Raw genomic sequence first — 21,431 nt, 5'->3', positions numbered from 1 at the left:
CTAAAATTCAATAGTAGCAGTTTTGGTTTGTGTACCACGTTTATATTCAATTGCAGTTTTATCGCCTTTGTTGAATTTAGATAAGGCTTTCATGTAATCGTAGATATTTTCCACCGATTGGTCGCCTATTTTAGTTACCACATCGCCATCGTTTAAACCGGCTTTAGCAGCAGGTTTATCTTTGTGAACGGCATCTATACGCAATCCCTTTCCTTGAAATCCATAATCGGGCATTACGCCTAAAGTTACTTTAAAACTTGTTTTAGCACCATCGCTCTTGGCTCTTGTTTCATAAAATTTCAACTTAGGTTGTTGCATTAAAAATGATGTAACTTTTATCATGTAATTCAACACTTGTGCTTCGCCTCCAAAATTTATTTTATCTACATCATCGGTAGATTTATGGTAATCGCTGTGCTGCCCTGTAAAGAAGTGCAGCACCGGAATTTTCTTTAAATAAAAAGAAGTTTGATCCGATGGGCCAACGCCAGATGAGTCTAACACCAATTGAAACCCAAAGGTGTTTAACTGCTTTAATGTAGGCTCAAACACATCGGATGTTCCCGTACCAAAAACCATTAGCTTCTTAGTAGAATCTACCAAGCGCCCTACCATATCCATATTGAACATAAAGTTTACCTGAGCAAGGCTAATGGTGGGATTTGCAGTAAAATATTTTGAACCAATTAAGCCTGCTTCTTCCGCAGAAAAACAAATAAACAGGAAGTTCACTGGTTCCTTTTCGCCATTAGTTGTAAAATGGCGTGCCAGCTCCAACACTCCTGCCGTTCCCGAAGCATTATCATCGGCTCCATTGTGTATTTTTCCTTGAGCCTCTTTCTCTAACGATGAACTTCTACCGTCTATTCCTAAATGGTCGTAATGTGCTCCAATTACAACTGTACTTGGAGCATTATTATCTAAATACGCTATTACATTTTTTCCTTTATACAACTTGCCTTTATGCGCTACTGTATCGTGTGGATTCAAAGATTGCCTATACGTAAACTCCTGAAAATACCCCTTAGTTCCTTTCGGCTCTAAACCATAAGTTTTAAACAAGTTGGCAATGTAATTGGCAGCTTTCTTTTCACCTCCGGTACCGGGCGCTCTTCCCTTAAGCTCATCGCTGGCCAAATAAGTAATGTGCTGCTTAAGATTTTCAACACTTACCGTTTGTGCGCTCAATTGTAGTGCCACGCACAAACTTCCTAAAAATGTAATTACTTTATATTTCATACTCCTTTATGCTTTATTTTAATCTTCCCAATCGGCAATAAACAAATTGGTATCTCGCGTACCGCCATTGTTTCTATTGCTACTCCAAACCAACTTTTTACCATCGGGCGAAAACATTGGAAATGCATTAAAGATACTTTCGGTGGTAATGGTTTCTAACCCTGTTCCATCATCGTTTATCATATACAATTGAAAATCGTACCCACGCTCCGATTTATGGTTTGAAGAAAATATAATCTTCTTTCCCGAAGGGTGAAAAAATGGCGCCCAGTTTGCTTTTCCAAGCGCAGTTACCTGCTTTAAATTGCTGCCATCAACATTGCAGGTATAGATTTCCATATTAGTGGGAGCCACCAAATTTTGAGCCAACAAATCTTTGTATTCCTTTATTTCCTCTGCCGTTTTAGGACGCGAAGATCTAAACACCAAGCGCTTGCTATCTGGCGAAAAAAACGCACCGCCATCGTAGCCCAATCCAAATGTAATCTGCTTTACATTTCTACCATCTATATCCATTACATACAAATCTAAATCGCCATTGCGGGTAGATGTAAATACGATTTTTTTACCATCGGGAGAAACAGTTGCCTCGGCATCGTAGCCAATATGATTGGTTAGCTGCTTGGTTATAGTGCCACTTTTATCGGCAACAAAAATATCGAACTCCGGATATATTGCCCACAAGTACTTCTTATCGGCACGGGCAGGAGGTGGTGGAGGACATTCATTGCTGCTTACATGTGTAGAAGCATACAAAATATGCTTGCCATCGGGCATGTAATAAGAGCAAGTAGTGCGACCTTTTCCGGTACTCACCAAAGGCGGACGGTAAGCTGAATCGCCAGACGCCTTTGCTATATCAATATCATAAATTTGGTCGCATGCCACCCTCCATTTCGGGTTGGTAATTTGGCACGAAAGAAACTTACCATCGGGACTGAAATACGCTTCGGCATTATCGCCACCAAAAGTAAGCTGCTTGATGTTCTTCAAATGTTTCGACTCTGTATTTTGAGCATTTGCTACTTGCACCAATAATGCTGCGGCTATCCATATAAATTTCATGCCGCGAAAAGAAAAAGTTTATACTTCCAATTGTCATAGAAATGTAAGAAGTAAAGAAACTATATACCGCCAAAAAACTATTTTCGATGCAATATTCACTTTAATCACTAAAAGAAAGCAACATTGCAAACCTTCACAACGCAGCATAAATAGTAACATGGCCTACCGCGAAAAAGAAATAGAGCGCTTATATTACAGCATTGGCGAAGTAGCAGAAATGCTACAGGTAACAGCTTCGCAAATTCGCTATTGGGAAACCGAATTTAGCCTACTAAAACCGCGTAAAGACAGGAAAGGAAACCGCCTTTTTACTAAAGAAGATATTCAAACCATAAAACTCATTCACCACTTACTGCGCGAAAAAGGATTAACCATTGAAGGCGCAAAAGCACACCTAAAAACCAGCACTGTACTCACTAAAAAGAATTTCAAAGTAATTGACGAACTAAAAGAAGTAAAGAAGTTTTTGGAAGAATTGCGCGACCAGTTGTAAACTTTCATTTCTCAATAAACCTTTTACTTTCGCCAACGGACAGATATTTTTAGCAACCAAGCCAACTGGGTTTTATTTTTCTATTTAAAACCATAATTCACTTTTAGGCTAAGGTTTGCCTCACGAAACAAACAAGTAATGGCAAAGGCAAAAAACATAAGAATACTCGAAAACAAAAGCGAAGTAGGCGCAGGAACCAGAGGTGCAAGCTTGGGTGTAGATGCCATAAAAATTGCAGCTCACGATTTTAGAAGTTCCTTCTTTAAAAACCATCGCAGCCTTGCAATTCCAGACGATAATGCAGCGCTCTTTACAGGCTTCGATAGCCGCTATGCCAAACGCATTCGCAGCGTATTAAAAATGCATGAACGCACCGGAGCAGCCGTGCGCGACACCTTGCGCGATGGTCGCTTTCCCATTATAATTTCGGGCGACCACAGCAATGCCAGCAGCACCATTGCCGGTATAAAAATGGCGTATCCCGATTCGCGCATTGGTGTAATTTGGATTGATGCACATGCCGACCTCCACTCTCCTTTCACCACACCTTCGGGCAATATGCACGGCATGCCTCTAGCCATTGCATTAGGAGAAGACAACATAGAAAATAAAGTAAACGACCTTGATTACGAAACCATAGAACTGTGGGAGATGCTCAAAAATGTTGGCGGCATTTCGCCCAAAATTGAATATCGCGATTTGCTTTTTATGACCCTGCGCGATTTCGAAGAACAAGAAGCCTACTTGCTAAAACAACACAAAGTAAAGAATTTTACTACCAATGATATCCGCAAAACAGGTGTTACAAAAGTATGCAGAGAGGCTATTAAATACCTTGCACATTGCGATAAAATTTATATTTCGTTTGATGTAGATAGCTTAGACCCTACCGTAAGCCGCGGCACCGGAACGCCTGTAAAAGGAGGCATAAATGAACGCGAGGCTGCCGATATAATCTTAGATTTATTACAAAATGAGCGAGTTTGCTGCCTTGAATTTACAGAGGTGAATCCAACTTTGGATAGTGAAAACGTAATGGCAGAAACTGTGTTTGAAATTCTGCAAAAAGTAGTGCGCCAGTTAGAGTTAAACACTTAAACGCAAGCATTTTATTCTCTGCCCTCGCCTTCGCTAAAGAGTTCTTTTTCAGAAACCACTTTTACTAGATCGCCATCTTTTAAATCTTTAGAGATGGCTTTAAAAGGAGCTTTTACCACAACCCAGTTTTCCTTTAAGCCTTCTTCAATTTCAATGTATTCTGCATCTTGAATACCTGTAGCAACTTGCACGGCTCTTACACTTTTACCATCGGTAACAAATACTATTTCCGATACTTTTTTCTTCTGCTGCAAAGCATCATCACCTTTAGTTTCGGCATCGCTTAATCGCCTGCTCTTAGCAGTTTCATCTTCTCTAATAGTTACTGCCTGAATAGGCACTGCTAACACATCGGTTTTAGAGGCCGTTTTAATATCTACCGTAGCGCTCATACCGGGGCGAAAAGGATAGCGCACACCGCGTTTCAAATCAATCAATTCATGGTATGAATCTTTCAGCAATTTTAACTTTACCACAAAATTGGTAGCCTGAGAAGCAAGGATAGATGTGGCCGTAGAACTATATGCCACTTGTGTAACAACTGCCTTGAATTTTTTCCCTAAATAAGCATCTACTTCCACATCGGCAGTGTCGTTTACATGTACGCGCAGCACATCGTTTTCGTTTACATCTACTTGCGCCAACATATTGTCTAAATCGGCAATGCGGATAATTTCGGTACCAGCCATTTGGGCTGTACCAACCACACGCTCACCCAATTTTACATTCACTAAACTTACGATACCGCTCATGGGTGCGTAGATTTTAGTTTTAAGTAAATTGTCTTTTGCTTGCTTTACCTGCGCCTCGGCACTTGCAATATTAAAACCTGCAGCATTTACTTGCTCTTCTGCCGTTTTAAAAGCAGCCTCTGCTTGCTCTAGCTGCAACTTAAAACTTTCAAACTCCGCATCGGAAATTACTTTTTGGTCGTGCAATGCCTTATTGCGATTAAATGTTGTTTTGGCTTGATTATACTGTGCTTTTGCCTGAATTAAATTCGCCTTAGAGCTACTGCGCGATGCTTTAATTTGGTTTAATCCGGCTTCGGACTGGGTAACAATAGCTTCGTAAATTGCAGGATTTATTACTGCAAGCAAGGCACCTTTTTGAACCGAGTCTCCTTCTTTTACATTTAGCTGAATAACCTCGCCACTCACTTCAGAACTTAGTTTCACCTCGCTCAACGGCACTAATTTTCCGCTTGCTGTAACCGTTTCTATAATAGTATGCTTTTCTACTTTTTCAACCGCAACCTTCTTTCCGGCATTGCCTCCAATCCAGCCCATGCGCTTTGCGGCAACTGCCAAAACCAGCAACAATGCTACTGCTGCACCGAGCCATATAAGCGTTTTGTTGTTTTTCATTTTCTAAGAAATAAAGGTTTAATCCAACGTAATTTTTTTACCCTGATAAAAGTCTAACACCTTTTGCCTAAACACAAAAGTGTATTTAGATTGCAACATTTGCGATTCTGCCACCAGCATATTGGTGCGGGTTCTTTCAAAATCGAATTGCGAAACCATGCCATTATTAAAACGAAGTTTTGTAGCTTCAAAAGATTGACGTGCGGCATCGAAACTTTTTTGATTAGCATTAAAAGATTCAGCTGCTGCACGTGCGTTGGTGTATGCCTCGGTAACTTGTTGATTCAACTGGTTCTTTTTGCTCTCTAAATCTAATTGCCGCGATTGTAGTTGAATCCGTGAAATTTGCTCGTTGGTAAAGCGCTGACCTTTTCCAGAAATTGGGATATTTAATGAAATACCGCCCACTTTCCTCAAACTTTGGTTAAGTTGCTCATGCAAAGGAACCAGCTTGTAATCTTTAGGAATTACCTGCGGAAAAATACCGCCAATATAAGTTGTATCGTAAGCAGTAGGCCGCTTATTCTGGTCGGAAAAATTGCTACCTAAACTTCCAAAAATTGAAAGTGTAGGACTAAATGCACCACGAGCTATTTTCACTGAATACTGTGCACTTTGAATACGCGCTTCTGCCGCTTTTATTGAAGGTTGGGCAGCTAGGGCACTCTTAAAAATTGAAGTAACCGATTGCCCGGGATCCATAGACAATGTGTTGGCTTTTATCTCCGGCACCTCCAATTCAAAACCACTTTCTGCCGGAAGAAGCAATAGGTTTTTCAGCACCACAGTTGCTATGTCTATTTGATTTTTTGCGCTTACAATATCGGCTTCGTTTCGTGCTTTTTGTGCTTGCAGTTCCAGCAATGCCGACTCCGGAAGAGAGCCGCTCTGCACGCGCTTATCGGTAACAGCAACTTGCTCTAATGTAAGCTGCAATTGCTTTTCTGCCACCTTTAAAATTTCCTTAGCTAGAATTACATTTAAAAAGGAAGAAGTAACCGAAAGTACAGCATTATTCTTTACATCCTCAGCATCGAAGGCCGCAGCGGCCAAATCGCTTTTCGATTTTTTTATACCATGAATTTGCTGTAACCCTGTAAAAATTGGCATAGAAGCCTGTATGTTTCCGGTAACGGTTTGCAAACTTCCCTGCACTACCGAATAGGTAAATGCATTTACTGAATTTCCTACACTCACATTGTAATTAACGGCTGCATCTATGGTTGGCAAAAAAGTAGAAAGATAACTTTGCGTTAATTGCTTTTGCGAAATTTCTTTTTGCAGTTGCGCTTGCTTTACATTTATGTTGTTATCTAATGCGTATTGTACGCACTTTTCTAAAGTCCAACTTTGGGCCTGCTGGCTAAAAGGCAGCAATAACAATAACAACAGTAGCAGTAGAATGACTCTCACAAATTATTTTAGATACATTGATTTCATACAAAAATAAACGCTTGTGTGAAATGCTTAAATTATTTTCAACATAAGAAATACAGAGTGTAGCAGTATAAAATAAACTAAACCACAAGGCACAGTTTTCTTAATCCCAAACAGTTTGCAAAACCTTATGTATAGAGAATTTCGAAGGCTATGAAGTATTTTACCGGAGCCTCCTCCACCACCATATTTTGCACTTGCGAAAGCGGGCTTCCCTGCTTCACGCTTTCTAAGAATATTTCCATTACCGAACTTTCTGCTTCGGCCTCTATGTAAACATTGCCTTCTTGAGTATTCCTTACCCAGCCTTTTACACCCAATATGGCAGCGCGCTCTTGTGTGAACTTTCTAAACCAAACACCTTGAACTTTTCCGCTTACCGTAATATTGCGGTGAATAATTTCTACCATTCTTAACTTACGGGATTAAGCGAAATGCTGAATATTTTATACTGGTTTAAATCGCGCTCGTAATAAAATTTATCTAAGGCCTCATACATATTTATAGCCCGGAAATAAGAGGTATAGAGTTTATTTTCTCCCACTTTCATCCACTGAATTGTCATACTATTTTCGTGGTGATAATGGTCTTGAATATACTCCACCATTTTGCGCAACGCATCGGTTTTATCGGTACCATCGGTACTGTGAAACAAAAATGATTGCTCGTGTTTGGGATTAATAGTAACCATATCGAGGCGCACAGTTTCGTTTCGCTGCTTGAAATTAAACACAATGTTTTCTTGCGGCATTCCAAGCAATCCGGCAATATCGCCTTGCAGGCGGGCTATTTCAACATGTTGGTCTTTCTGCAACATTTAAAACGAATTTGCAAATCCATCTACAATACCATATTCCAACGCCTCTTGTGCATTCATCCAGTGGTCGCGATCAAAATCTTTCATTATTTTTTCAAAAGGTTTGCCGCAATTGTCTGCAAGAATTTTGGCACTCAACTCTTTCGTTTTCTGAATTTCTTTGGCTGTAATCTCAATATCGGTTGCTTGTCCGTACATACCACCCAGCGAAGGTTGATGAATCATCACCCTTCCATTTGGGAAAATAAGGCGCTTCCCTTTTACACCTCCGCTCAACAAAATGGAACCCATAGAAGCAGCTAAGCCCATACAGATAGTATGTACGGGAGAAGAAATAAGTTTCATTGTATCGTAAATAACCATTCCGCTGGTTACTACGCCTCCGGGAGAATTTATATAAAAGAATATATCTTTTCCGGGATCGTTTGCCTCTAAGAAAAGTAACCTGTTTACAACCTTTTCGGCAGATTCATCGTGAACGGGACCCCACAAAAACACTTTGCGTTGTTCGAGAAATTTATTGTCGAACTTCATTAAGCCTCCTGCAAATTTTTCCATTGCTTCATCGGCTTTGCCCGGTTTTTCAGGCTCTTCGTTTAAAATGCTCTTCATCATTGTTTTAAAAATAGGTTTCAAACCTACACGATTTTTTGTTTTCCAAAAATTTAATGCAACATACTACACAACTGCGTTTCTACAAAAGTAAACGGGCAATGTTTATTACACCTATCACGTTCTTTGTCTATTATTATTTTGGGTGATAAATTTTTATTGCCTCTTTTAAGATTATGTCCTTATCTAAACTCATTTGTTTGAGGCGCACATCGCGAAACAATTCTATTTGATCGTTGTAATGCGGGCTAGTTTCCCGCAATGAATTTCCGGTAGGCAGCAGCGATTGCATGGCTTCTACACCATGATTCCCGAACTTGGCAAACATGGTATAGGTATCGCCATGAGTTGGCACCAAATATGTTTTGCCGTTAATTACTTTTTGCACAGGATATGTTGGAGAAAGCACATCGGGAAATCCATTCATTGGCACCATTTTTCCTGCGCGATAGTTTACATGTATATCGCCCCAGCGCACCAACTCAGAACCAAACTTTTCTTTAAGAAATGCTAATCCTTTACGTAATGTTTCTACGGTTTCATCTTCGGTAATAGAGAATCCCGAAACAAAACTGGCATCGCTGCGGCCACGCTTGTCAAATAAAACTTGCATAAAAGCACCCACTACTGCCGTGCCATAAGAATTGGTATCGCACACTAAATTCCAACTCTTTAAAGTTCTAATAGCCGTTGCAAATTCGGGATACATAACGGTGTCCAGATTAAATAAAGGCTGCAAGGAGCGATACAATGGCGACTCTTTGGATATGGCATAGTTGAACTTTATTTCACGCAAATCGCTGAAATCAAACTTTTCTTTTGCCAATAGTGCTTTCCTCAATTGTATGGCTCTATTATTATTGCCGGGGCGCTCATCTACCAAATAGCGCGGATAGCGATTGGGGTTATCGTTTTGCCCTTCGCAAGTGGCATCGAATGGTGTATTATTAGTATTCATTACAAACCCGCAAGCCGGATTTATTACATGTGGTAAACTATCGTTGGGCAATAACTTTGTCCATAAATTTTGAGAGGTGTTTCCGGGCATAATACCGTGCCAATCCATTTTCAAATTCCTATCGGGAATTTCGCCATTGCTTAAATAAAATATATTATTCTTTTCATCGGCATACACTATATTGAACAATGCCAAAGCATTATTGCGCAATGCTTTCCAATAAGATTCATAGCTATCGGCCTTATTCATTTCGTAGAGTTGCTGTGGCGTTTTTATAGTTTGGTTTGCACCAAAGCGTATAGCATAAAAATTATTGCCCTTATCGCTTTTTACTGTAGCGCCATATTTACTCCAATAGGTTGTTTTCTTTACAGCCACCTGCAAGCCTTTCACTTTTACCTTGAGCCACACAGGGCGTTTTTCTAACTTTACCCAAGCACCATCAAACTCATAGTAATACTTCTTTTGGGGATGCATTTTCAACTTAAATACATCTGCCTTTTTCATGTAATTCCAAGTCATTCCCCAACCTAAGTGTTTATTTACACCCATTGCCAGCGAACTGCTTCCATGAAACATTGGTCCTGAAATATTCAAACCTTCTTCGCTGCACAGATGAGCTTCGTAAAAACTCAACTGACCTTCCATAAACATGTGTGGATTTATACACAAATACGTTTTACCGTCTGTGGTCTTAGATGCCGCCAAAGCAAAAGCGTTTGAGCCAACGGTACCCAGTGAATTATTGCTATCGAAAATAACTTTTTCGCCATCATACTTCCCACTTACAGCATCGCCAACTTTATCGCCTGCGGTACTCATAAAACTCATAATGGTAACATACGCAACCAACACATCTTTCTCATTTATGGGAAATGCTTTCTTAATGCGCACATCTTCGGGATGCGCAGCCGCATAAGCATTGATACCCTGCGTAAAGCCACTTAAATACTTCCTGAATGCCGGAGACAAATCGCTTTCAAACCTTTCGTTTACCAACTGCCTGGCTCCAATTGCATGCACAAAAAAATCGGCTTTAGCGCCACTTACACCTCCCGATCTTCCCATAAATCCTTTAGAGGTATAAAGCAAATCTTGCGCCACATGAAAAGCATCTTCGGAATTTGCCCATGCCAAACCATATGCCACATCGGCATCAGTTTTTCCAAAAATATGTGGCACACCAAAACTATCGCGGGCAATAGTTACATTTTCGGGATTTACAATATATGCCGATTGAGCTCCAACTTGCCCTACGGCAAACAATAGGGAGAAGAAAAAAATAAGTGCGTACTGCATTGTAAAAAATAAGTGCGCAAGAAAAGATTAGTTTCGGCTTTATGCAACATAGCATCGGTTAATTTTTCTGTATTTAATTACGCCTTCACTCACGAGTATTCTTCAATACCATTTGTTTTACTTTTTTTGCTTCGTTGCTTTGTTATGCTCAAAAGTATCTCTATCCAAAATTACGCCATTATTGACGAGCTTGAAATAAACTTCGGCAGTGGATTAAACACCATGACCGGAGAAACCGGAGCCGGCAAATCCATTATTTTAGGCGCACTTGCGTTGGTTTTGGGCGAAAGAGCCGATACTAAAGCACTCTTTAACCAACAGCAAAAATGTACGGTAGAAGCTGTTTTCGGCAAGCCTTCCCCCACGCTGGAACAACTGCTCGCAGCCAACGAATTAGATTGCGAACCCGAAACCGTTTTGCGAAGAGAAATTAACGCATCGGGTAAAAGCAGGGCATTTGTAAACGATACGCCCGTTACACTTCAAGTATTAAAAAACATAGGTGAACAATTAGTAAACCTCCATTCGCAGCACGAAACTCTTTCGCTTGCCGAAAGCGGTTTTCAAATGGAAATGCTTGACACTTTAGCACAAAACAAGCCACTGCTTTCTTCCTACACTGCGCAATATTTTCAACACAAAAAAGATGTTGCACAGTTGGAAAATTTGCAGGCGCAACTCCGGCAGGCTACTGCCGAAAACGACTTTTTTTCATTTCAGTTACATGAATTAAACGAAGCCAAAATTGAAGCAGGCGAACAGCTTCAACTAGAAGAAGAACAAAGCACTTTAAGCAATGCCGAAAACATAAAAATTGCCATTCAAAAAGTGGCAGGCTTTATAGACGAACAAGAAATATCCATCATCGGTTTGCTATCGGAAAGTATCAATGAGCTAAAGCCCGTAAAATCATTCAACAAACAACTGGCAGAACTAAGCGAGCGCCTCCACAGCACCGTCATAGAACTCAAAGATATTTTCCGTGAATTAGAAAATCTTTCCGATGATATTTCCATACAGCCGGAACGCTTAGCAACTATAAATGAGCGACTGCTTTTGCTTCATAAACTGTGCAAAAAACATCAAGTAGAAAATGCCGACAACCTATTGGAAATAGCCCTTCAACTACAAGAAAAAAACACCCAAAACACCCAACTCGAAAGCAATATTGCCGCACTGCAAAAAACTATAAAAACCAGCGAAGAAAAACTATTACAAACCGCACAATTACTACATACCAACAGAACCAATGCCGCACCCTCTTTTTCAAAACAAGTAAAAGAACTACTGCAAAAAGTAGGAATGCCCAATGCCACTTTTTTAGTAGAAGTAAATTTCACCCAACATCAACAACTTTCCCCAACAGGATTTTCCGAAGTACAACTTCTATTTTCTGCCAATAAAGGCATAGCACCACAAGCATTAAAAAATGTGGCATCGGGAGGTGAACTCTCACGACTTATGCTATGCATAAAATCTGTTTTAGCCGAAGCAGCAACGCTTCCTACCATGATTTTTGATGAAATAGATACCGGAATTTCCGGTGAAGTAGCCAAGCGCGTTGGCGAACTAATGAAGCAACTTAGCCAACACCATCAGCTAATTTGCATTACGCATCTTCCACAAATTGCCACAGCCGGAAAACAGCATTTCCATATTTACAAAGAACTGCAAGGCGAGCGCACACACACACGCATAAAGCAGCTCAACTCCGAAGAGCGATTGCACGAAGTAGCCAAAATGCTTAGTGGTGAAAATATCACACCCGCAGCACTTGCCAATGCCAAAGAACTCATAGAAAATTAACCAAACATGAAACTGCAAGAAATAATCGCACATCTCGAAAGTATTGCACCACTGGCATGGCAAGAAAGCTACGATAACTGCGGCCTACTTACCGGCAGCCCCGCCATGGAAATTAACGCTGCACTCATTACCCTCGACTGCACCGAAGCAGTAGTAGATGAAGCCATTGCACTCGGAGCCAACCTTATTGTGGCACACCATCCCATTATATTTTCGGGTCTAAAAAAAATTACAGGTAAAAACTATGTAGAGCGCGTTGTCATTAAAGCTATTCAACACAGTATTGCCATTTATGCCATACACACTAATCTTGACAATGTAAGCAATGGTGTAAATGCCGAAATCTGCAAACGATTAGGCTTGCAACACTGCCAAATACTGCAACCCAAAGCAAACCTCCTAAAAAAGCTAGTAACCTTTATTCCTGTTGAAAATTTTGAAACCGTAACCCAAGCCATATTCGCAGCCGGAGCCGGCCATATAGGCAACTACAGCGAAACCGGATTCTCCCAACAAGGCACAGGCACCTTTAAAGGAAATACACTTTCAAACCCAACCATTGGAACTGCAGGCAAAAAAGAAAGCGTATCTGAAATGCGGTTCGAAACAATTTTTCCTGCACACCTAGAGCATTCAATTATTACAGCACTCACCCAAGCCCATCCTTACGAAGAAGTGGCTTACGACTTATATTCACTTACCAACACATTGGCACACACCGGCAGCGGCATGGTGGGCATACTCCCCGCGCCACTTTCTGAAAGCGAATTTCTTTCCTTCTTAAAAGAAAAAATGTACGCAAACTGCATTCGCCACACCAATTTGTTAAAAAGAAAAGTGCAAAAAATTGCCGTTTGCGGAGGTTCAGGTAGCTTTTTACTCAAACACGCTATAGCCGCCCAAGCCGATTTTTATGTAACTTCCGACTTTAAATACCATGAATTTTTTGATGCCGAAAACCGCATTGTTATTGCAGATATTGGCCATTACGAAAGCGAACAATTCACAAAAGATTTGTTGATTTCTTTATTAAATGAAAAATTTCCTACATTCGCGCTCCATTTAAGCCGAATTAACACTAATCCGGTAAATTATTTTTAAAAAATATGGCAAAAGCAACCGCTGTAAAAGAAGTTTCTGTTGAAGAACGCCTACACCAACTGTGGGAATTACAACAAATTGATACGCAAGTAGATAAAATTCAAATCTTAAAAGGGGAATTGCCCGCAGAAGTGCGCGACCTCGAAGATGAAATAGAAGGTTTGAACAAACGCCTTAGCAATATCAATGATGAAATTGCCGAGTTGGATCAAGAAGCGCAAAACCGTAAAAACGCCAAATCTATGGCGAAAGAACTTATTACGCGTTACGAAAAACAACAAGACAACGTAAAAAACAATCGCGAATTTGAAGCACTCAGCAAAGAAATTGAGTTGCAAAAACTCGAAATTCAATTGAGCGATAAAAAAGTAGGCGATGCCAATGCCAAAATTGAAGTAAAAAAAGGTTTGCTGGAAGAAACCGAAAAGCAAATTAAAACGCGCGATAAGGATCTAAAAAACAAAAAGAAAGAACTCGATAAAATTGTAGAAGAGACTGAAAAAGAAGAGCAAGAGTTACTTTCTAAATCAGAAAAGGCTGCCAAAAAAGTAGATGAGCGTTTGCTAAAAGGTTACACCAGAATTCGCAAAGCTTACCGCAATGGATTAGCAGTAGTAGCTGTAATGCGCGATGCTTGTGGCGGCTGCTTTACCAAAATACCTCCTCAACGCCAAATGGAAATTCGCCAACGTAAACGCATTATTACTTGCGAACATTGTGGCAGAATTTTAGTGGACTTTACCACCAAAGATGCTGATAACTAAAACAAGAAAAAGTATAAAAAGAGAAGGCTGCCAATGGCAGCCTTCTCTTTTTATACAATATAATTCTTTTATACAAGAACTATTGCTTTGCCAGTTTAATTACAGATTCCTGTCCAGCAGCCTTTACTTTTACAACATACAATCCATTGCTTGCATTGTGCATTTGCAACGGCAAAGTATTGCTACCAGCCACCATCTCAAATACACTGGCATGCACTTGCTGCATATTGGAATTATACACCGTTACCTCCGCCTTTCCACCATTTATGCTTTCTAATTGAATTTTATAGCTTCCGCTTGTCGAAGGATTGGGATACAACATACATTGTAACACCGAAGGTTCGTGAACAATACCCACCGTAATCAATGTTTTCTTTATGGCACCATAAGCATTCACTTTTCCGAAGCCCCAAGTATTGCTTCCTGCCGAAGGAATAGTACCCGTAAAATTATCGGCAATAGCTGTTTCGGCAAGAATTTGCATTACACTTTCGGGCGTTAGATTAGGATTTATTTCCAGCATTAAAGCCACAATACCACTCACCGCGGGACCAGCCATGGAAGTGCCTCCCAGTGCAGCAAACGGATACTTTACTCCATTCATAGCAGAAGTATAAACACTCGTTACCGAAGTATAAGAAGCTCCGGTTGCCATAAACTCGCTATCTACCGAACTCACAGCCGAAGACACAATCATACCCGGAGCAGCAATATCCGGCTTGGTTCTGCCATCTGCAGTGGGGCCTTTACTGCTAAAAGCAGCAATATTGCCGCGTGTATAACCCGAATATGTTTGCTTATTTCCATTCACATTCGTGAACGAGTTTTTAGTATTATATGCCGCTACTGCTATAGCTCTTCGGGTAGAAACCATATCGCTTACCACCATTTCTGCATCACCATTCACAGCCCAACCGTAACCCGATTTTGCAAAAGAACCATAGTGTCCGCTGGTTTTAACCACAATGCCTTGCCACATATTGATAGAACCATCGTAACCCTCTACCGTTAAAGCAAGCTTATTAGTTGTTTTAGAAAAGAGCTGAACAAGTGCATGTGGCTTTTGGTTAAATTCCTTTTGTGTAGTAGATACCGTTACAAAACAAGTATCGCCATCGGAACCAATTAAACTGAAGGAATGCACATTATCGTCTAAACAAACTAAAGCAGTACTGTCGTACTTTGTACTGCCATTCCATAAACCGAATCTAATACAGAATGTATGGGAAGAATCGCCCCAAATATCTACCTGGTTTTTCTTTTCTGTAAGCGATGAAGGAAAAGTAACGATAGTTGAAACTGCCGTGTCCAACAATTCAAATGTCTTTCCCAAATGGATAATATTATTGTTATTGTTTCCTCCCGATAGCACAAAAATTTTACCAGCGCCTACCAAGTTATCGCAAGCTTTGCTAAACAAAGAATTGCCATCGTGCGGGCCTAAAGGGCAACCCCAACTTAAATTTGCAACAGCAGGTTTGCCCACACTTGCAGCATAATTAAAGGTGTAATTTATGCCATCCAACATATCGCTCATACCGGTAGAAAGCCAATACTGAGGTGTGGGATAAATGGCTACAAAAACCAAATCGCTATTGTATGCAATGCCCCTAAACTCTTTATTAGTAGCATCGCCTCCAAATCCTGAACCTCCTGCAATACCAGCCACATGCGTACCGTGTGAACCATCGCTCACATCAAAGCCCTTAGCGAGAATCGCAGCAGAATCTGCCAATTCATTACCATACGAAAATCCGGCAGGTGGCACACCACTGCTCTTTTGTTCCCACACTTTTTTCACCCTGTAATTGCTATATGCCGTATCGTAAAAAACCGGATGCGAATAATCGAAACCCGCATCTATAACACCCACCACCACGTTTTTTCCGGTGTAGGGCATTGGCAAATCGTATCCGCCATGAACAGAATCTACTTTAGTTGCTTTACGCACCGAGTCTAACTGCATCAACATTGGTTGATCTACATCTATAAATTTCACACCTGCTGTTTGCGTAAATTTTTCAAACCGCTCAACCGGAACACGTACGGTATAAATATTCCCGGTTTTAGTGCCAACTCTTACGCCAATAGACTCAAAACTTGCAGGATTAAAATTGTTTTCTACTTCCACCAATCCGGAAACATACACGCTTCCCCGATTATCTTGCTTATATACAAAGCCATCAAAAAAAACTTTTCCTTCTTCTTTCTTTAACTTATGTAAGAGCAATTTGGTTCCGGCCGATAAACCAGGCTGCGCCTGTATTTGAAGGCTCCACCATACTCCAACACATATACATACTAAATATTTCATGTACAATGATTAAAAAAAATAATGAAAGCTATTAGAGTGCCGCTAAACAATATGTTTAAAGCGCTTAAAACAAATTGATAAAACCTAATTGCGCTACCCAACCACTTCGGTAAGGAGAATATGTGCTGTTGGTTGCTTTGTGCAGCACGTTGTAAGAAATCATAATCGGAAAAAAGAAATTCTTGCTCTGCAATAAATTATAGCCCACACCAATAAGTAATGCCGGTACCGTTTCTTTTATGCGTGGGTATTCAACACCCTTCAGCACCACGTTTGGAGGTGCAGAATAAACGGGACGCCAATTATTCATATCATCAATTTCTAATTGAAGTACTTCAAATTTGGCACGTGCAAAAAAACCTTTCCATATATTGTATTGCGCAAAAATTCCACCGCCATAGGTATGAAAATTCGGCTTTCCGGTTACTACCGTAAAACCATCGCTATATTGCAGACTGTAGCGCGTGTAATAATAAGTTATACCTCCTCCTAAATACAGACCATTGCTACTGCCCGATTTAGATTTTTTGGGTTGCCAGACTCTATATCCCACATAAGGAGAAAGTCCTATATTAAACTGGTTGCTACCAAGCGACAGAATGAAATTTGGCTCGATAATAAACTTGCTTAAATCTACTTTTTTCTTTTGCGAGAAAGGTTTAAACTCTTCATCTTTTTTATCGGGTGCAGTATTCCCCGGCACATCATTTTGCTGTGTATTGCTTGTTGGATTTGGTGGAGTATCGCTGCTCTTTTGCACCTTTTTAAATTTAGGTGAAGGCGGTAGCACCTCATCTTCCTGTGCATTTACAGCAAGTATCCACAAGCACCCAAACAACACCAACCAATATTTCATATAATGAATTTGCAACAAAACGTTTATGTACATCCCAAAATTGCGTATTATTTCTGAAAACTGATAAACAAAACGAATAAAGCGTTGCCTGCGTTGCTCTATCATAAGAAATTTTATGATATACTATTGGGTTGCCTGCCTCCACCTTTCCTGCCTAAAAAAACATAAAAGAGAACTGCTTGCAGCGCCAAATCTTTTAAGAAATTACCAAAAGCATATTTTCATTTGAATGAAGTTAAATACAACTTCCGGTTATGTATGGGCAACTATTGCTTTTGTGGCGTTGATTGCCGGATTGGCTGCCATGTTTTTCATTTCCGATACAGCGCAAAATGGATATAATAAACTAGCTGCCGTTTTCTTTCAAAAAGAATTATTGCTATACATCTTAATTGGATTTTCTGCCCAACTTATTGATGGCTCTTTGGGGATGGCGTATGGTATTTCTTCCAATACTTTTTTATTGAGTACGGGCGTATCTCCGGCTGCTGCCAGCGCGGCTGTACATATTGCAGAGGTATTCACGAGTGGCGCATCTGCTGTTTCGCATTTATCGCTACGCAATATTCACAAGCGCCTTTTTATGGCTTTACTGCTGCCCGGCATTGCAGGTGGAGCAGCAGGTGCATTTCTTCTTAGTAGTTTTAATGGTGCATATCTTAAACCATTCGTAAGTATTTACTTGCTGCTTATGGGATTGGCAATTTTAAAGAAGGCTTTTGCTCCAAAAACTACACGCACCAAAATAAAACGCATTGGCTTACTTGCGTTTGCCGGAGGCTTCTTAGATGCACTTGGAGGGGGAGGTTGGGGGCCGATTGTAAATGCAACATTACTGAGCAAGGGTAAACATCCGCGACTCATCATTGGCACCGTAAATTCAGTAGAATTTTTTATTGCATTTGTAAGCTCAGCAGTATTTACAACCTTGCTGGGGCTACACAATGTACTTATTATACTTGGTTTAATTGTAGGTGGAATACTAGCTGCACCTTTGGGTGCTCTTGCCGTAGGAAAAATTTCACCCAAAGTTCTTTTAATTATAGTGGGATTACTTGTAAGTATTATGAGCGCCAAAACACTTATGGAAACCATCTCCTAAATTCAAGTGTATATTGAATTTTTTCTTGCAACTCCAACAAAATGGAATAAGTTTGTTGAAACAAAATTCTTTTTAAACATCGCTTGTATGAAAAAACTCTACTTACTGGCTATACTTGCCTTAGGCATGTTTGCCACGAATGCACAGCAGTTAAATTCCGGTTACAAAAGTGCACCGGGGCTGCAAAAACTAACCAACTCTTTACCCAAACAAAGAGTAAACAGAGTAGATGCCTCTCGCGCTTCTACCAATGCTGTAATCAGCTATTTTGACGACAACTTTAACGATTACTATGCAGATACTTTGGGCAAGACTTTTGACCTAGGTTATTCCAGAGTGAATTTACGCTACGCCAATAATGCAAATGAAACCTACAAATATGCTGTTGTACTTTTTGATTCTTTGTTGAACATTCAACCTACTTATCCATCGGTTAGCTTAGGTTCCTATACAGGTAAAACTGTGAGAGTAGATAGTATTGAAGTGATTTATTTTCATAACAGAACACTTACAACCAAGCCTGATACGCTTAAAGTATCGGTATTTGATATCACTCAAGCGTCTATAACAGGTTCAGGAGCAGCGGCTAACTTAACTACCGTAGATTTGTGGTCGCAAACACTGAATGCAACCGGCACCAACAACTTCAACGCTTTAGGCAATTTGGTTTTCAACGGAGGCTACTCAAAAGTATTCCCTGTAAATGCAACTTTACCAGCAGGCAAGCCATTTGGTGTTAGAGTAGATTACCAAGGCGATACTGCAAATAAATTCAACTTAATTAAGGGATACAGAGATGATTGTGGAGGTGCTTGTATATACCGCAATTCTACTGTAGAGGGCAACAGCTTAGGCTACATGAACTTTACTTCAGGGAATACTAACCTTTCTGGGTTTTCAACTTTGGGTAACGATTGCGATGCTAACAGCTCTATTGAAGCGGCTACTTGCGAAATCCTTTATGGTGATTTTTGGATTATTGCATACGTAACTGTTAGCACTCCTACTCCTCCTACCGTAGTTACCAACGCAGCCAGCAGCATTACTCAAGCCACTGCAACCCTAAACGGCTCTGTAAATGCCAACGGTGTAAACTCACAAACTTACTTCGATTGGGGTTTAACAACTTCGTACGGCAATACTGTTGCCGGAACACCTTCAAGCGTAAGTGGAACAACTGCAACTGCTATTTCAACAGGCTTAACCGGCTTACAAGCAAACACTACTTACCATTTCCGTGCTAGAGCAGTAAGCGCAGACGGCACTACTAATGGACAAGATTTAACCTTTACTACCTTAGCTTCTAGCGGAGGCACTTGTACACCAACTCCGGGCGGAACAGGTTTTTCACCAACATCTGCCAATATTCCTTGTGCTACTAATGGGCAATCTTTCACACAAGATATTTCTTTTGCAGTACCTGCAACCATTGCCGGATTTGCTGTAACCAGCGCAACCGTTGATAGCATCAGAAATGTACCTACCGGCTTAACTGCTACCTTAAACCAAAGCCCTGCGGTTTATACCGGAGGTTCTAGCGGTTGCTACAGAATTACAGGCACGCCAAACGCAGCTTGCGGACAATACAAAATACTATTCTATGTTACTATTACCGGAGCATTTGGAACACAGCAAGGTGAACTTTCTGCTTTAGCTAATACCTTTAGCGTTCCCGGTTTTGAACCAACTTTTATTCGTGTAGTAAACTCGGGCGTAACTTGCCCTGCAGTAGACACTTCACAAACTGCTAACTATGCATCTATTAACTGTGCTGCTGCAAGTATTACTGTAAGCATGTCTAAAACAGATGTACATTGCAACACTAAAGGAACTGCAACTGCTACACCAAGTGGCGGCACCAACTACTCTTACGCATGGAGCAATGGTGGGAACACAGCCACTATTACCGGCTTAAACCCCGGAACATATATTGTAACAGTTACTGAAACCAATACAGGTGCAACTGTCGTAGATAGCGTAACTGTAAACAACGTTGCCAGCACGCTTACAGCTACTGCAACTGCAGGTACTCAACCAGGTTGCGGACAATCTAATGGTTCTGCAAGCGTTACCGCCAACGGAGGCACCGCTACTTATACTTATAACTGGAATAGCACTCCTGCGCAAACTTCATCAACTGCCACAGGTTTAAGTGCAGGCAACTACACTGTTACCGTTACCGATATCAATGGTTGCACAGCTACTGCCAACGTAACTTTATCTAATCCCGGAGCACCTACTGCCTCTGTTACCGGTAACAACACTATTTGTGCTGGCGATACTGCTTTCTTAAAAGCTACAGGAGGTACCACTTATGCTTGGTCTAATGGATTAGGCTCTACTGCCAATGTAATTGCTACACCAAGCACCACTACTACTTATGTAGTTACCGTAAGCAATGCCAATGGTTGCAGTGCTTCTACTACATTTACAGTTTCTGTAAATCCATTGCCAACTCCAACCATTACTGTATCCGGCACTACTTTAAGCACCGGAACTTTCAGTACTTACCAATGGAAATTGAACAACAACAACATTGCAAATGCAACTTCACAAACTTACACTGCTACCCAAAACGGAAACTACACCGTAGAAGTAACAGATGCTAATGGATGTAAAGGAACTAGTGCTGCACAAAATGTTACAGGTGTAGGCATTAAAGAAGCCAACAATTCATTTGCTGTAACATTGATGCCTAATCCAAACAGTGGCACATTTAAACTGGAGTTAAACGACAACAATACTTACGATGTAACTATCAGCAATTTAATTGGTGAAATCATCATGACAGCTAAAGTTCAAAAAGAACATACCTTTGTTATGAATGAAGCACCAAAAGGAATTTACTTAGTAAACATCCGTAAAGAAGCAGCTTCTAAAACATTGAAGTTTACTTTAATTAAGTAATAGCTTTTTTGAATTAAAGAGAAGGCTGTCCGCTATAAACGGACAGCCTTTTTTTATTGTAAGAAATAATTAAAATTTCCTCGCAAACAAAGTTCGATACGAGCTACGCCTATCGGTTTGCGGCTTGGCGAAGGTGGCGATTTTACCACAAATGTTGATGCGGAGAACAAATGTTTGATTAACCACAAAACTGTCT

General features: G+C 40.5%; 17 protein-coding genes. 7 read left to right on the top strand and 10 right to left on the bottom strand.

The window, feature by feature from the left end; genetic code table 11:
• Together KF872_02170 and KF872_02165 are read right to left on the bottom strand one after the other, a co-directional pair.
• Nucleotides 1-1,239, bottom strand: coding sequence for a M20/M25/M40 family metallo-hydrolase (locus KF872_02170; protein MBX2902334.1), 1,239 nt, complete (start codon nt 1,237-1,239; stop codon nt 1-3).
• A gap of 18 nt (nt 1,240-1,257) precedes the next feature.
• A complete protein-coding gene (locus KF872_02165) occupies nt 1,258-2,304 on the bottom strand; it encodes a PD40 domain-containing protein (GenBank protein MBX2902333.1) in 1,047 nt (348 codons plus the stop codon).
• A gap of 157 nt (nt 2,305-2,461) precedes the next feature.
• Between KF872_02165 and KF872_02160 the strand changes: the two genes are divergently transcribed.
• Complete coding sequence (locus KF872_02160) at nt 2,462-2,797, top strand: MerR family transcriptional regulator (protein MBX2902332.1); 336 nt, start codon at nt 2,462-2,464, stop codon at nt 2,795-2,797.
• A 138-nt stretch (nt 2,798-2,935) separates the two neighbouring features.
• Nucleotides 2,936-3,895, top strand: a complete 960-nt coding sequence (locus KF872_02155; protein ID MBX2902331.1) for an arginase — start codon at nt 2,936-2,938, stop codon at nt 3,893-3,895.
• A gap of 11 nt (nt 3,896-3,906) precedes the next feature.
• Here the strand turns inward: KF872_02155 and KF872_02150 are convergent, their stop codons facing one another.
• From KF872_02150 to KF872_02125, 6 genes are all read right to left on the bottom strand, one after another.
• Nucleotides 3,907-5,262, bottom strand: a complete 1,356-nt coding sequence (locus KF872_02150) for an efflux RND transporter periplasmic adaptor subunit (protein MBX2902330.1) — start codon at nt 5,260-5,262, stop codon at nt 3,907-3,909.
• An 18-nt stretch (nt 5,263-5,280) separates the two neighbouring features.
• Nucleotides 5,281-6,675, bottom strand: a complete 1,395-nt coding sequence (locus KF872_02145) for a TolC family protein (protein MBX2902329.1) — start codon at nt 6,673-6,675, stop codon at nt 5,281-5,283.
• A gap of 152 nt (nt 6,676-6,827) precedes the next feature.
• Complete coding sequence (locus KF872_02140) at nt 6,828-7,109, bottom strand: acylphosphatase (GenBank protein MBX2902328.1); 282 nt, start codon at nt 7,107-7,109, stop codon at nt 6,828-6,830.
• A 2-nt stretch (nt 7,110-7,111) separates the two neighbouring features.
• The gene (locus KF872_02135; GenBank protein MBX2902327.1) at nt 7,112-7,516 is read right to left on the bottom strand and encodes a hypothetical protein; all 405 of its coding nucleotides are present in this window, start codon (nt 7,514-7,516) and stop codon (nt 7,112-7,114) included.
• On the bottom strand, nt 7,517-8,131 hold the full coding sequence (locus tag KF872_02130; GenBank protein ID MBX2902326.1) for an ATP-dependent Clp protease proteolytic subunit: 615 nt from the start codon (nt 8,129-8,131) through the stop codon (nt 7,517-7,519). It abuts the gene before it with no gap.
• 133 nt (nt 8,132-8,264) lie between these two features.
• Nucleotides 8,265-10,385, bottom strand: coding sequence for a penicillin acylase family protein (locus tag KF872_02125; GenBank protein MBX2902325.1), 2,121 nt, complete (start codon nt 10,383-10,385; stop codon nt 8,265-8,267).
• 144 nt (nt 10,386-10,529) lie between these two features.
• Between KF872_02125 and recN the strand changes: the two genes are divergently transcribed.
• The 3 genes from recN to KF872_02110 are packed head-to-tail and all read left to right on the top strand — an operon-like array spanning nt 10,530 to nt 14,056.
• A complete protein-coding gene (gene recN / locus KF872_02120) occupies nt 10,530-12,191 on the top strand; it encodes a DNA repair protein RecN (GenBank protein ID MBX2902324.1) in 1,662 nt (553 codons plus the stop codon).
• A 6-nt stretch (nt 12,192-12,197) separates the two neighbouring features.
• Entirely contained in the window at nt 12,198-13,292 is a 1,095-nt protein-coding gene (locus KF872_02115; protein ID MBX2902323.1) for a Nif3-like dinuclear metal center hexameric protein, read from the top strand.
• Nucleotides 13,293-13,297: 5 nt separating this feature from the next.
• Nucleotides 13,298-14,056 (top strand): hypothetical protein, encoded by a 759-nt coding sequence (locus KF872_02110; GenBank protein MBX2902322.1) that lies wholly within the window; start codon nt 13,298-13,300, stop codon nt 14,054-14,056.
• 79 nt (nt 14,057-14,135) lie between these two features.
• Here the strand turns inward: KF872_02110 and KF872_02105 are convergent, their stop codons facing one another.
• Both KF872_02105 and KF872_02100 read right to left on the bottom strand, forming a co-directional pair.
• The gene (locus KF872_02105; protein MBX2902321.1) at nt 14,136-16,370 is read right to left on the bottom strand and encodes a S8 family peptidase; all 2,235 of its coding nucleotides are present in this window, start codon (nt 16,368-16,370) and stop codon (nt 14,136-14,138) included.
• Nucleotides 16,371-16,434: 64 nt separating this feature from the next.
• Nucleotides 16,435-17,226: a hypothetical protein gene (locus KF872_02100; protein ID MBX2902320.1), complete on the bottom strand. Its 792-nt coding sequence runs from the start codon at nt 17,224-17,226 to the stop codon at nt 16,435-16,437.
• Between the two features lie 229 nt (nt 17,227-17,455).
• Between KF872_02100 and KF872_02095 the strand changes: the two genes are divergently transcribed.
• Nucleotides 17,456-18,328: a sulfite exporter TauE/SafE family protein gene (locus tag KF872_02095; GenBank protein MBX2902319.1), complete on the top strand. Its 873-nt coding sequence runs from the start codon at nt 17,456-17,458 to the stop codon at nt 18,326-18,328.
• Nucleotides 18,329-18,415: 87 nt separating this feature from the next.
• Complete coding sequence (locus KF872_02090) at nt 18,416-21,235, top strand: T9SS type A sorting domain-containing protein (protein MBX2902318.1); 2,820 nt, start codon at nt 18,416-18,418, stop codon at nt 21,233-21,235.
• The last annotated feature ends 196 nt before the right edge of the window (nt 21,236-21,431 follow it).

This window comes from Chitinophagales bacterium (genome assembly GCA_019638515.1).
Taxonomy (GTDB): domain Bacteria; phylum Bacteroidota; class Bacteroidia; order Chitinophagales; family LD1; genus UBA7692.
This window is presented reverse-complemented; position numbering and strand designations above follow the sequence as displayed.